Below are 13,176 nucleotides of genomic sequence, written 5' to 3'. Positions count from 1 at the left end.
TCGGCCTATCGCCCCCCGTGCCTAGCTCAGTGCTGCTGAATCAAAGCCCGCCGACGAAATAACGCTTCAGGCCGGCCAGCACCATCTCCACCGCAATCGCGGTCAGCACCAGACCCATCAGCTTTTCGATGGCGGAGACCACCGAGTCGCCGAGAATTTTGCGAATGCGGTCGGCCAAAAGCAAGGTGAAACCCGACACCAGCATGGCAGCGGTTAGGGCCCCAATCCAGTCGAAGATGCGCTCGGGCTGACGTGAAGCCAATAGCAAGACCGTAGCCATGGCCGAAGGGCCCGCCAATAAGGGCACGGCCAAGGGGAAGATGAACGGCTCTTTGCCCGGCTCCAGGCCATAGGCCGATTCGCCCGAGCTGCCGAAAATCATCTTGATCGCAATGATCAAAAGAATCACGCCGCCGGCCACCTCCAGCGAGCGTTCGGACAGGTGCATCACCTCAAGGAAGGAGCCGCCCAAGAACATAAAGGCGAAGAGCACGGCAAAGGCAATGCCCACCTCGCGCGCCGCCACCCGCGTGCGCCGCTCTTTGGGCACCTCGCGCATGATGGAAATGAAAATCGGCAGGCTGCCCAGCGGGTCAAGCACCAGCAAGAGCAGGATGAAGGCGGAGAGAAAACTGTGGTCCATGGGCGTGATTGTCGCGTGTGCCGGCTCAGCCGCGCGGATGATGTTGCGCATGAATGGCTTTGAGCCGCTCGCGCGCCACATGGGTGTAGATCTGCGTGGTGGACAGATCGGCGTGTCCTAGCAGGAGCTGAACGGCACGCAGGTCCGCGCCGTGATTGAGCAAATGGGTCGCAAACGCATGCCGCAAGGTGTGCGGCGAAATGGGCGAGTGAATACCGGCCTGCTGGGCGTATTTCTTCACCAAAGTCCAAAACATCTGGCGAGTCATGCCCTCACCACGCACCGTCACAAAAAGCGCATTGCAGGCCACGCCTTTGAGCAGTTGCCCGCGCGCTTCCTGCAAGTAGCGCAGCAGCCAGGCATGCGCTTCCTCACCAAAAGGCACCAGACGTTCCTTGGAGCCCTTGCCGGTGATGCGCAGCACGGCCTCTTTGAAGCCCACATGCACGCTATTGAGCGTGACCAACTCCGTCACCCGCAAGCCGCTGGCATACATCAGCTCCAACATGGCCCGGTCACGCAGGCCCAGGGCACTGCCCACATCGGGGGCGGCCAGCAGGGCCTCCACCTGCTCTTGAGTCAGCAACTTGGGCACACGCAAGGGCTGCCGCGCGTTTTGCAAGCGGAGGGTCGGGTCTTGCGTGATGCGCTGTTCGCGCAGGGCCCAGCGGAAGTAGCGTTTGAAGACGCTCAGGCGCCGGTTCGAACTGGTCGCCCGGCTGCCGGCATGGCGAGCGCTGGCATAGGCCAGCAAATCAAGCTCGCTGCAGCCATCCAGGCTGACCCTCGGGTGTGTTGCCAACCAGTCGGCCAGCAAGCGCAGGTCGCGGCGGTAAGCCTCGAGCGTGTTGGCGGCCAAGCCGTCTTCCAACCACAAGGCTTGGCCAAAGCTCTCTATCGCAGCCTGGCTTTGCAGGCTGAGCCGGCGGGCGCTTTCATCATCCAGCACCGGCTCGGCATCAGCACCTGCTTTCGTCGCTTCAGTCAAGCTTGAGCTTTTGCTGTTCAACGACTTTCTTGTAGACATCAAACTCGCTCTTGATCTGCGCGGTGAACTGCTCAGGCGTGTTCAGCACCAGCAGCGAGCCCGTGCCTTCGATGCGGGCCTTCACCTCAGGCAGTTCGGCTGTTTTCTTGACTGCGGCATAGACCTTGTCCACCACATCCTTGGGCAGATTCTTGGGGCCGTGAATGCCGTAATAGGCCATGCGGTTCACCGGCTCCAGATCCAGCTCCTTGAAGGTCGGCACATTCGGCAGCTGACTCAAACGCTGCGGCGCGGCCACCACGATGGGGATCAAGCGGCCATCTTTGATGAAGGGCAGCGCCGAGGGCAGATTGTCAAAAATCATCGGCACCTGGCCGGCCACCGTATCGTTCAGGGCCGGGCCGGCGCCGCGGTAGGGAATATGAGTGACAAAGACGCCGGTCAGGCTCTTGTACAACTCCATCTGCAAATGGCCAATGCCGCCGGTGCCCGAGCTGGCGAAGCTGTACTTGCCGGGGTTCTTTTTCAGCTCAGCGATAAAACCTTTGTAGTCACGCGCCGGGAACGAGGGGTGCACCGCGATCACATTGGGCGTGGCCGCTACATTGGTGATGGCGGTGAAATCGGTCAGCGGGTTGTAGGCAATCTTGGGGTTGATGGCCGGGTTGGCTGCGGTGGTGGACACGGTGGCCACGCCGAGGGTGTAGCCATCCGGCGTCGACTTGGCGATTTCGTTGGCCCCGACCGAGCCGCCGCCGCCGGCCTTGTTTTCGACCAGCACCTGCTGGCCCAGCGCGAAATGCAGCTTCTCGGCCAAGACGCGGGCCACGATATCGGTGGTGCCTCCAGGGGCAAAAGGCACGATCAACTTGACCGTTTTATTGGGATAGTTTTGCGCCCAGGCCGCGGGTGCCGCCAGGCTGCTCAGAACCAGGGCACTCAGGGCCCCCATCCATTCACGACGAATCATCTCTTTGCTCCAGATCTTGGTTTGGCCGAGGTCTCCATCTCCGATACATCCAGGCTCTCGGCTCAAGGACACCGGAGCGCAGCATGCCATAAGCTGGCCCCTGCTTCCGAGACTTCGCCATGCCTGGCTGCAAAAGTTCGCCGCTCGCACCGCGAATACCAGCTTTTCGAATGAGACCTTGGCGGACGAGGCACACTCGAACCATGCCCGACGTCCTCTTGCTGCTCCCCGATTTCTTGCTGATTCTTTGCGGCTTTGTGCTGTGCCGCTACAGCGCGCTGAACCGCCCGGTCTGGGAGTCCGCCGAGCGCCTGGTCTATTACCTGCTGTTCCCGGTGCTGCTGTTCAACTCGATTTTGCGCACGCCATTGCAGTTGGGCAGCACAGCGGGCCTGGCCCTGGGCGGCTTGGCTACCGTGCTCAGCGGCGTGGTCTTGGCCTATGCCCTGCGCTGGCTGCCCGCCTGGCGCGGCGAGTCGCAGCGACAATTGCATGCCTCGGGCGCGCAAGTGGCGTTTCGCTTCAATTCCTTCATCGCCTTGGCCCTGGCCGAACGTCTGCAAGGATCACAAGGCGTAGCTTGGGTGGCATTGCTGATTGCACTTTGTGTGCCCGTCTGCAATGTCGCGGCCGTATGGCCCTTGGCTCGGCACGGAGGCCATGGCTACTGGCGCGAGTTGTCGCGCAATCCTTTGATTTTGAGCACGGTGGCCGGCCTGCTGGCCAATCTGGCAAGCTTGAGGCTGCCCGAACCCGCCGCCCTCACCTTGCACCGTATCGGCTTGGCGGCGCTGCCGCTGGGCTTGATGGCGGTGGGCGCCGGCCTGCGTTTTGGGGCTTTGAAACAGGCCCCCGGCTTGGCCACTGCGCTGCTTTCCATCCGTCACTTGGTGCTGCCCCTGGTGGCTTTGCTGATCGCGCAGATTTTGAAGCTGCAAGCTGAACAGCGCGCCATGCTCTTGATGTTTGCCGCCTTGCCCACCGCCTCCAGCGCCTATGTGCTGGCGGTACGCATGGGTGGCAACGGACCCTTTGTCGCGGGGCTGGTGACCCTGTCGACCTTGCTGGGCATGCTCAGCCTGCCCTTGTGGCTGATGGTTTTGAACTGGCTCTAGCCCGCGATGGCAGTCAAAGCGGCGCGGGTGTTTGCGCCAGCGCCCAGTGCAGGTGCTCCGCCAGCAAGTCCGAGGCCGTGGGCAAGAGCTTCATCAGCACATCGCGCAAGGCCAGATCCTCTTTTTTTGCCAAGGCATTGCCACTGGCCACCGCCAGATTGCGCTGCCAGCGCTGATGACCAATGCGCCGAATGGCAGAGCCCTCGGTGCGGCGCAAGAACTCGGCCTCATCCCAGGCCCACAACTGCAACAAGCTCGGCGCACTCAAGTCGGGCCGTGGGTCAAAGTCGACCACGGTGGACTTCTGCGCAAATTTGTTCCAAGGACAGATCAGCTGGCAATCGTCACAACCGTAGATGCGGTTGCCCATCAGGGGGCGCAGCTCCAGCGGGATTGCCCCGTCATGCTCTATCGTGAGGTAAGAAATGCAGCGCCTGGCGTCGACCCGCTGCGGCGCCACAATGGCCCCGGTTGGGCAGGCGTCCAGGCAAGCACTGCATTGGCCGCAATGCGCAGTGACGGGCTCGCTGACCGGAAGGGCCAAGTCGATATAGATCTCGCCCAGAAAAAACATCGAGCCGGCCTCGCGGTGCAGGGTCAGCGTGTGTTTGCCGCGCCAGCCTATGCCGGAGCGCGAAGCCAACTCCACCTCCAGCACCGGGGCCGAGTCGGTAAACACGCGGTGGCCGAGCGGCCCGACCGCTTCGCCCAAGCGCTCGGCCAGTTTTTGCAAGCGGGCGCGCAAGACCTTGTGATAGTCCCGGCCACGCGCGTACATCGACACCTGAGCGCGCTGCGGGTCGGCCAAGCCTTGCCATTCCATGGCTTGCCAATCAATTGAGCTCGTGCGTGGCAGATAGTCCATGCGGGCGGTGATGACGCGCAAAGTCCCGGGCACCAACTCCGCCGGGCGGGCTCGCTTCATGCCATGCGCCTGCATATAGTGCATGCTGCCGTGAAAGCCGGCCGCCAGCCAAGCCTGCAAGCCGGGCTCGGCCTCGCTGAGGTCAATACCGGCCACGCCGATCTGGGAGAATCCCAGCTCACGCGCCCAAGTGCGCAGCCGCTCCACCAGCGCCTGCATTGCCTCTGGGCTGAGTTTTTTGATGTCTTGTGGAGCCTGGGTCATTTGCGCATTCTAGAAACCCGCCATTTGCAATGGGCCGACGAGGCGGCCTGCGAGTCTTTCGCTCAAAGCCTGGCCGCACGCTTGCAGCGCAGCGCCACACCGGTCAATGCAAGCATCGAGTTGCACGGCCCCTTGGGCGCCGGCAAAACCAGCCTGACCCGCCATCTGCTGCGTGCGCTGGGCGTTAGCGGCCGAATCAAGAGCCCCAGCTACGCGGTGCTTGAGAGCTATGGTCTCGGCCCCGACTTTGCTCAGGTCGGCGAAGTCAGTCACTTTGATTTCTACCGTTTCAGCGATCCACGCGAATGGGAAGACGCCGGCTTTCGCGACATCTTCGCCGCCCCTGGCCTGAAGCTCAGCGAATGGCCCGACAAGGCGGCTGGCATGTTGCCGCCCGCCGATTTGCAGATCTGGCTGACGGTGCAAGAAGACGACAGCCGTGAGGTCGACTTGCGTGCCGGCAGCGACTTTGGCGTGTCTCTCTTGCAAGGACTGGGTCAAGGACTGGAGGCCCGCGCATGAAGGGCCGTCGCGAGGCGCTGGGCGCCATGGGTGGCTTGCTGCTGAGCTTGCGTTTGCAGCCGGCGCAGGCTGCGTCTGCCGCCGCAGCGCCCAAATCCAGCACCATCCTGGCGGTGCGAGTCTGGCCCGCAAGCGACTACACCCGCGTCACGCTGGAGTCAGACAAGCCGCTGGAAGCCAAACATTTTTTGGTGGAGGGGCCAGACCGCTTGGTCATCGATGTCGAAGGCCTGGAGCTCAGCCCAGGCTTGCGCGAGTTGCTGGCCAAGGTGCGAGCCGATGACCCATACATTGCCGGGGTTCGGGTCGGCCAGAACACACCGCGTGTGGTGCGCTTGGTGCTGGACTTGAAGCAGCCGGTGGCGCCGCAGATCTTTACCTTGGCGCCGGTGGCGGCTTACCAGAACCGCTTGGTCTTCGACCTGTATCCCAAGCAGGAGCAAGACCCCTTGCTGGCCCTGGTCAAGGACAAAGAAGCCGCTGAGCAAGCCGCGGCGCAGTCGGTGCAAGATGCGCTGGGCGAACTGATCGGTCGCATCGGCAAAGCGCCGATCACCACGCCCGCAGTGGTCGCCGCGGCCAAGCCGGCCAGCAGTGTGCAAACGCCCGTCCCGGCCCCCACCCTGCCCCCGGCTCCGACAAGCCCAGATGACAAAGAATTCAGTCAAGCCAAGCTCGATCGCTTGATCGTGATCGCGCTCGACCCCGGCCATGGCGGTGAAGACCCCGGGGCGGTCGGCCCCTCGGGCCTGAAGGAAAAAGACGTGGTGCTGGCCGTGGCGCTGAAACTGCGCGACCGGCTCAATAGCAATCCGAATATTCGCGTCATGTTGACCCGTGATGCTGACTTCTTCGTGCCCTTGCATGAACGGGTCCGCAAGGCACGCCGGGTGCAAGCCGACCTGTTCGTGTCCATCCACGCGGATGCTTTCTTTACCCCGGCCGCGCGTGGCGCCTCAGTGTTTGCGCTCAGCGACGGCGCCGCCAGCAGTGCAGCCGCACGCTGGATGGCCAATAAAGAAAATGCCGCCGATATGGTGGGCGGGGTCAACAATATGGTCGTCAAAGATGCCACCGTGCTCAAGGCCATGCTGGACATGAGTACCACCGCCCAAATCAAAGACAGCATGAAGCTGGGCAAGGAAGTGCTGGGGCAGATCGGCCGCGTCGGTCAGCTTCACAAAAAGCAAGTCGAGCAGGCCGGATTTGCGGTGCTTAAAGCGCCCGATGTGCCTTCTATCCTGGTGGAGACGGCCTTTATCTCCAACCCGGCGGAAGAAGCCAAGCTGCGCGACCCCGACTACCAGCAGCAATTGGTGGAGGCCTTGGCCACGGGGATTGCCCGTTACTTTGCCAAGAACCCGCCGCTGGCCCGCCACCGCGTTTTGTCTTGACGCCGGCCTGGGCAGCTTGGCCTGAGGAGCGTCTTAGGCGCTCTTCTTTTTGCCGCGCATGCCGCCAATGATGATCACCAAGCCGGGGATGATGATCATGGCCCAGATGATCTTCTCCAGATTGTGTTTGACGGCGGGCACATTGCCGAAGGCATAGCCCGCCAGCGTCACGCTACCAATCCAGAGCAGCGCACCGGCCACATCGTAGAAAGTGAATTTGCGACGCGTCATCTGCGCCACGCCGGCCACAAAAGGCGCGAAAGTGCGAGCAAAAGGCATGAAGCGGGCAATGATCAAGGCCACGCCGCCTCGGCGCTCATAAAACTCATGCGCCGTATTGAAGGCTTCTTTGTTGAAGAAGCGCGAGTGCTCCCACTGGAACACTTTGGGGCCAAAGAAGCGGCCAATCGTGTAATTGGTCTGATTGCCGGCCACTGCCGCGGTCAACATCACCGCCATGGCGGTGCCCAGGTCCATCAAACCGGTGCCGCACATGGCGCCCACCACGAAAAGCAGCGAGTCGCCGGGCAAGAAGGGCATGACCACCAAGCCGGTCTCGACAAAAATGATCAAGAACAGCAGGCCGTAAATCCAGTTGCCGTAAAGCGCCACGAAGTCAGCCAAATGGCGGTCCACATGGACGATGAAGTCAATCAAGGAGGTGAGAAGTTCCATGGCGGCGGATTATGGCTGCAGATGATGACGGCAGATTTGGCCGCCCGAGTCGGGCCATGCAGCCATACTTCTTACAATAGCGTCATGGATGTGTCCTCCCCTGTTTCTTTGCCGCCTGCGCCGAGTGGCGCCGTGGCCCAGCCCGCCGCCCGGCGCGCCATTCGCGAACTCCCCGATGAACTGATCAGCCAGATCGCTGCCGGCGAGGTGGTGGAGCGGCCTGCGTCCGTCGTACGCGAGTTGGTGGACAACGCGCTTGACGCGGGCGCCAGCCAGATCCAGGTGAAGCTGATGGCCGGCGGCGTGCGCGCCATCGTGGTGGAGGATGACGGCCTGGGCATCCCCGTCGAAGAATTGCCGCTGGCCTTGAAGCGTCATGCCACCAGCAAGATCCGCTCGCTGGACGAGTTGGAGTCGGTGGCCACCATGGGTTTTCGTGGTGAGGCCCTGGCCGCTATCTCTTCGGTGGCCGAGATGGCGGTTTCCAGCCGTTTTGAGGGCGCCCCACATGCCCACCGGCTCGACGCCCGCTCGGGCGAGTTGCAGCCGGCCGCTCGGGCGCGCGGCACCAGCGTGGAGGTGCGTGAACTCTTTTTCAGTACCCCGGCACGCCGCAAGTTCTTGAAGACCGACGCCACCGAGCTGGCGCATTGCCTGGAGTCGGTGCGCCGCCATGCGCTGGCCCGCCCGGATGTGGCTTTCAGCGTTTGGCATGAAGGCAAGCTGGTCGAGCAATTGCGGGCCGGCGGGTCCGAGCAGCGCCTGAGCGATGTCTTGGGCGCCGAGTTCATGGCAGCAAGCCGACCGGTCTACTCAGAAGCCGGGCCACTGCGCATCTATGGCCGGGCTGGCTTGCCGGAAGCGGCGCGCAGCCGCGCCGATATGCAGTACGTCTATGTCAATGGCCGTTATGTGCGTGACAAGCTGATTGCCCACGGCATCCGCTCGGCCTATGAAGATGTCTTGCACGGCCATCGCCAGCCCTGCTATGTCTTGTTCATCGAGATCGCGCCGGATCGGGTCGATGTGAATGTGCACCCGACCAAGATCGAGGTGCGCTTTCGCGATGGCCGCGAGATGCACCAGCAGGTGCGCTACGCGGTGCAAGATGCGCTGGCGGCCTCGCGCTCCAATGAGTTGGCTGCGCCTGAGCCTGCACAAGCCTCGATCACTTCGGACACCGAATCCGCCGCAACCGTGATCACCGGCACCCGCCCCTCGCCCGGCAATCCGCCGGTCTGGTTCAAGCCGGCCGCCGCTCAGGCCGAGGAGAACCGCGCCGACTACAACAAGGGAGTGCCCAGCTGGCGCAGCAATACCCAGAGTTCCTTGGGGCTGAGTGAGGTCGCAACGCTGTATGGCCAGAATTCAGCAAACTTGCCCATGGCAAGACCTGACCCTGCGGCAGCTGATTCTCCTTCCCAATCACTGCCGGCCCATACATTGCCAGCCCAAACACTGCCCGCCCATGACTGGCCCTTGGGCCGCGCGATTGCGCAGATCCAGGGTGTTTATGTGCTGGCCGAGAACGCCCAGGGCCTCATCATTGTCGATATGCATGCGGCCCATGAGCGCGTGGTCTACGAGCGACTCAAGGCCAGCTTAGGTTCAGCCAAGATCGAATCCCAGCCCTTGCTGATCCCCATCACCTTTGCCGCCACCGCCGCCGAGATCGCCGCCGCCGAAGCGCATGCCTCGACGCTGGAGCGCTTGGGCATGGATGTCGCCCCCCTGTCGGCCAAGGTGCTAGCGGTGCGCGCCCGCCCGGCGCTGCTGATGGGCGGCGATGTGGTGGACTTGGTGCGTGGCGTGCTGGCCGAGTTGGGGCAGTTTGACGCCAGCCATGCGATTGAGCGTGCGCAGCACGAGATTTTGGCCACCATGGCCTGCCATGGTGCAGTGCGGGCCAATCGCCAGCTGAGCTTGGAAGAAATGAATGGGCTCTTGCGCGATATGGAACGCACCGAGAGAGCCGATCAGTGCAATCATGGTCGCCCGACTTGGCGGCAACTGACCATGCGTGAACTGGATGCGCTGTTTTTGCGCGGACGTTGAAGCAGTTTTCCTAGGCGCAACGCCCGCGCTCGTTTGCCGCTGAAGCCTTGATGGGCCGCAGCGGCGACATGTTTTTGATGGACCCCCCGGAGGCAAGATGGCCACTTTAAAACTCAACAAGAAGAACAATGCAGGCCCTAGTGGTTCCGGCAAACGCGGTCCCGACGCCGAACGTCGCGCACCGATCCGCGGCAAGGGCGTTTCACGCCCTCGCCAAAGCCTGGAGCAGGCCAAGGCCGAGCGTGAACAGCGCCAGGCTCAGTTTGAAGGCCGCCGCGGCGATGAGCGCCGCTCGGGGCCACCGGGGCGTCCCTCGGATCGGCCCACTGACCGTCATTCCGACCGCCCGTCCGATCGGCCCTTCCGTGGCCATGAAGGTGGCGACCGCGGCGGCCCACGTGGCGATGCCCGTGGCCCAGCGCGTGGTCCCGCTAACGAGGGCCATGGAGGCCATGGCGGCCAAGCCCGCGATGGTTGGCGCAATCAAGGTCAGCGCTTTGAAAGCCGCTCGGAGCAAGGCTTCCGTGGGCGTGAGCAGCCGCGCTTTGAGGGTCGCAATGAAGGGCGCAATGACGATCGCTTTGAAGGTCGTTATGAGGGGCGCCCTCAATTCCGTGACGACGGTCGTGGCCCACAGGGTCGCCCGTATGAGTCGCGCGATGCACGCGGCCCCGGAAGCTATGGACCACGCGGCTCGCAAGGTCCACAAGGTTCACAAAGCCAATATGGCCAACAAGGCCCGCGTCAAGACGACAGGCGCCCCGGCTTTGGCCGCGATGCCAACCCTGGCCGAGGCTATGGCCAGGGCGGGTCGGACGGAGGCCCGCGCCGCCATCCCGATGATAGGTTTGCCCCCAGCGGCCCTGGCGGTGCCGGTCGTCGCGAAGACCGCTGGCAAGGCCAGCGCCCGTCTTACGCCCAAGAGCCGCGCCGCGAGTCTTTCCACGATTCGAGGCGCGAAGACCCGCGCGAGGGCTATCGGGGTCAGCGCCAAGACCCACGTCAGGATCCGCGCCAAGACTCACGCCAAGAGCCCCGTCAAGATCAACGTCGTGCCAGCGGCCCGCGCCCCGGCTACCCCCGTCCTTCCGCAGCCGCCGAGCGCGCCGGGCAACAACTGCCTGCGCATCTGCGCGAGGCTGCCGCTCAATTGCGGCGTCAGCTCAATGATGACGAGGATGATGAAGACGGCGACGTCTACATCGACCCGAACAGCGAAGGCGTGCGCTTGTCCAAGCAAATGGGCGTACTCGGCCTGGCTTCACGCCGCGAAGCCGATGAGTGGATTGCTGCCGGCTGGGTGCGCGTCGACGGCAAGCTGGCCGTGTTAGGTCAACGCGTTTCGCCCGATGTAAAGATTGAGATCGATCCGCTGGCCCACAAGGAACAGGCCAAGCGCGTCACCATCCTCTTGCACAAGCCGATCGGTTATGTGTCCGGTCAGGCCGAAGACGGCTATGAGCCTGCGTCTGTCTTGATCAAGTCAGACGCGCAGTGGAGCGAAGACAGCTCGGGCATCAAGTACCACATCGGTCACTCGCGTGGCCTGGCTCCGGCCGGACGCTTGGACATCGACTCCACCGGCCTGCTGGTGCTGACCCAGGACGGTCGCATCGCCAAGCTGCTGATCGGCGAAGACTCCAGCATCGAAAAAGAATACCTGGTGCGGGTCGAGTACCACGGCCGCGACGGTGTGCGCAGCGAAGACGGTCGCCTGCCGGCCGCCGATCTGGAACTGCTGAACCATGGCCTGGAACTGGACGGCGTTCAGCTCAAGCCCGCCAAGGTCAGCTGGCAAAACGAGGACCAACTGCGCTTCGTGCTGCGCGAGGGGCGCAAGCGCCAGATTCGCCGCATGTGCGAGCAAGTCGGCCTCAAGGTGGTGGGGCTGAAGCGGGTGCGCATCGGCCGCATCAATCTGGGCAATCTGCCGGTCGGCCAATGGCGCTTTCTGACGCCTTGGGAGCGTTTTGACTGATGCAGTGCCTGGCAGTTTGCGCCTAAGAAAATGAAGCTGACCCCCATTCAAAAGATGCAGTTCACGGGGCCGATTTGCATTGCCGGGCCGACTGGTTGCGGCAAGACGGCGGCCGCCTTGGCCGCAGCCGAGTTCTTGCCGGTGGAAATCATCAGCGTCGATTCGGCCCTGGTCTACCGAGGCATGGACATCGGCACGGCCAAGCCGACGGCGGCGGAGTTGGCGGCAGTACCACACCATCTGATCGACATCATCGATCCGCTGGAGTCTTACTCGGCCGCACAGTTCGTCGCCTCGGCGCGGCAGTTGGCCGATGAGATCTTGGCGCGCGGCAAGCTGCCGCTCTTGGTTGGCGGCACCATGCTCTACTTCAAGGCCTTGTTCGATGGCTTGAGCGAGATGCCGCAGGCCGACGAGGATTTGCGTGCCGAGCTTGATGCCAAGGCGGCGGCCCAAGGTTGGCCGGCCCTTCATGCCGAACTGGCAAGACTTGACCCCGTCACGGCAGCGCGCCTGGCGCCCGGCGATTCGCAGCGCATTCAAAGAGCGCTGGAAGTTTGCATCTTGTCGGGCCGGCCCATGAGTGAGTTGCACCAAGTGCGCAGCCTCGGTGTGGATTGGCCGCTGATCTCCCTGGAGCCCAGTGACCGAGGCTGGCTGCACGCCCGCTTGGCGAAACGTTTCGAGCAGATGCTGGCTGACGGCTTGGTGGACGAGGTGCGCGCACTGAAGGCGCGCGGTGATCTCAATCCTGAGCTGCCTTCGATGCGCTGCGTGGGCTACCGCCAGACCTGGGAGTCGCTGGACAGCGGCGACTTCAAGTCGCTGCCAGAGCGCGGCATTGCCGCCACCCGGCAACTGGCCAAGCGCCAAATGACCTGGCTACGCAGCATGCCGCAACGCCAGGTGATTGCCTGCGAAGATCCGCAGGCGCAGCTGCATGTGCTGGCCGCCTTGCAGCGCCTGCTGCGGAAGTCCCAAACCTCAGCCCAGCCGAGCGCCAACGCCAGCCATGGCCCTGCTTGAAGCCCGCGCGCTGAGCAAGGCCTACGCGGGCCAAGCGGTCTTTGCGGACCTGAGTCTGCAATTGGCTGCTGGCGAGATGGTGGCCTTGCTGGGCGAATCCGGCTCGGGCAAATCCACCTTGATGAATTGCCTGGCCGGCTTGGACCGGCCCGACAGCGGCAGCGTCTGGCTGGACGGCGTGGAACTCAGCGCGATGAGCGAGCCCGAGCAAGCCCGGTTGCGCCGCGCCAAACTGGGCTTTGTGTTCCAGGCCTTTCATTTGCTGCCGCACCTGAGCGTGGCCGACAACATCGCCCTGCCCTTGCTCTTGCTGCAGCGCCCCGACCCCGCTCGGGTGCAGCAGATGTTGGCCAGCGTCGGTTTGCCAGGCCTAGGCGCGCGCATGCCGAGGCAGCTTTCCGGCGGACAAATGCAGCGCGTCGCCATCGCCCGAGCCTTGGTGCACCGCCCGGCCCTGGTGCTGGCCGATGAGCCCACCGGCAATTTGGACGCCAGCAGTGCCAGTCTGGTGCTGGATCTGCTGCTGGCCCAAGTTCAAGAACAAGGTGCGGCCTGCCTTTTGGTCACCCACTCGGAGCGCGCCGCAGCGCGTGCACATCGCTGCCTGAGGCTGGATGAGCGAGGGCTGAGTGAAGTGCGCTTCGGCGACTCGTCTTTGCGCGATCACGACGCGCACTAAAC

The 13,176-nt window shown here is 63.4% G+C and carries 12 protein-coding genes; 7 read left to right on the top strand and 5 right to left on the bottom strand.

What is annotated here, in order from left to right; translation table 11 throughout:
* Positions 1-40 precede the first annotated feature (40 nt).
* Genes LNV06_RS00590 through LNV06_RS00580 form a run of 3 tightly spaced genes read right to left on the bottom strand, consistent with a single transcriptional unit; the run spans position 41 to position 2,601 of the window.
* A complete protein-coding gene (locus LNV06_RS00590) occupies positions 41-643 on the bottom strand; it encodes a MarC family protein (protein ID WP_263536305.1) in 603 nt (200 codons plus the stop codon).
* Positions 644-668: 25 nt separating this feature from the next.
* The gene (gene xerD / locus LNV06_RS00585; protein ID WP_411970036.1) at positions 669-1,670 is read right to left on the bottom strand and encodes a site-specific tyrosine recombinase XerD; all 1,002 of its coding nucleotides are present in this window, start codon (positions 1,668-1,670) and stop codon (positions 669-671) included.
* Positions 1,624-2,601: a tripartite tricarboxylate transporter substrate binding protein BugE gene (locus LNV06_RS00580; protein ID WP_263536303.1), complete on the bottom strand. Its 978-nt coding sequence runs from the start codon at positions 2,599-2,601 to the stop codon at positions 1,624-1,626. The genes xerD and LNV06_RS00580 overlap by 47 nt, the downstream gene beginning before the upstream one ends.
* A gap of 203 nt (positions 2,602-2,804) precedes the next feature.
* Here LNV06_RS00580 and LNV06_RS00575 point away from each other — a divergent pair, with 203 nt between their 5' ends.
* Positions 2,805-3,716: an AEC family transporter gene (locus LNV06_RS00575; protein ID WP_263536302.1), complete on the top strand. Its 912-nt coding sequence runs from the start codon at positions 2,805-2,807 to the stop codon at positions 3,714-3,716.
* A 13-nt stretch (positions 3,717-3,729) separates the two neighbouring features.
* Here the strand turns inward: LNV06_RS00575 and queG are convergent, their stop codons facing one another.
* Complete coding sequence (gene queG / locus LNV06_RS00570; RefSeq protein WP_263537473.1) at positions 3,730-4,800, bottom strand: tRNA epoxyqueuosine(34) reductase QueG; 1,071 nt, start codon at positions 4,798-4,800, stop codon at positions 3,730-3,732.
* Between the two features lie 45 nt (positions 4,801-4,845).
* Here queG and tsaE point away from each other — a divergent pair, with 45 nt between their 5' ends.
* Together tsaE and LNV06_RS00560 are read left to right on the top strand one after the other, a co-directional pair.
* Entirely contained in the window at positions 4,846-5,367 is a 522-nt protein-coding gene (tsaE, locus tag LNV06_RS00565; RefSeq protein WP_263536301.1) for a tRNA (adenosine(37)-N6)-threonylcarbamoyltransferase complex ATPase subunit type 1 TsaE, read from the top strand.
* Positions 5,364-6,761: an N-acetylmuramoyl-L-alanine amidase gene (locus LNV06_RS00560; protein WP_263536300.1), complete on the top strand. Its 1,398-nt coding sequence runs from the start codon at positions 5,364-5,366 to the stop codon at positions 6,759-6,761. Before tsaE ends, LNV06_RS00560 begins: the two co-directional genes overlap by 4 nt.
* Before the next feature lie 33 nt (positions 6,762-6,794).
* Here the strand turns inward: LNV06_RS00560 and LNV06_RS00555 are convergent, their stop codons facing one another.
* Complete coding sequence (locus LNV06_RS00555) at positions 6,795-7,436, bottom strand: DedA family protein (RefSeq protein ID WP_263536299.1); 642 nt, start codon at positions 7,434-7,436, stop codon at positions 6,795-6,797.
* Between the two features lie 84 nt (positions 7,437-7,520).
* Between LNV06_RS00555 and mutL the strand changes: the two genes are divergently transcribed.
* The 4 genes from mutL (at position 7,521) to LNV06_RS00535 (ending at position 13,174) form a co-directional block, all read left to right on the top strand.
* Positions 7,521-9,491, top strand: a complete 1,971-nt coding sequence (gene mutL, locus LNV06_RS00550; RefSeq protein WP_263536298.1) for a DNA mismatch repair endonuclease MutL — start codon at positions 7,521-7,523, stop codon at positions 9,489-9,491.
* Between the two features lie 97 nt (positions 9,492-9,588).
* A complete protein-coding gene (locus tag LNV06_RS00545) occupies positions 9,589-11,469 on the top strand; it encodes a pseudouridine synthase (RefSeq protein WP_263536297.1) in 1,881 nt (626 codons plus the stop codon).
* A 30-nt stretch (positions 11,470-11,499) separates the two neighbouring features.
* On the top strand, positions 11,500-12,495 hold the full coding sequence (miaA, locus tag LNV06_RS00540) for a tRNA (adenosine(37)-N6)-dimethylallyltransferase MiaA (protein ID WP_263536296.1): 996 nt from the start codon (positions 11,500-11,502) through the stop codon (positions 12,493-12,495).
* Positions 12,482-13,174, top strand: a complete 693-nt coding sequence (locus LNV06_RS00535) for an ABC transporter ATP-binding protein (protein WP_263536295.1) — start codon at positions 12,482-12,484, stop codon at positions 13,172-13,174. The genes miaA and LNV06_RS00535 overlap by 14 nt, the downstream gene beginning before the upstream one ends.
* Positions 13,175-13,176: the final 2 nt, after the last annotated feature.

The organism is Paucibacter sp. Y2R2-4 (genome assembly GCF_025717535.1).
Classification (GTDB): domain Bacteria; phylum Pseudomonadota; class Gammaproteobacteria; order Burkholderiales; family Burkholderiaceae_C; genus Paucibacter_A.
The sequence above is the reverse complement of the archived record's forward strand: the minus strand, read 5'-3'. Positions and strand labels throughout refer to the sequence as shown.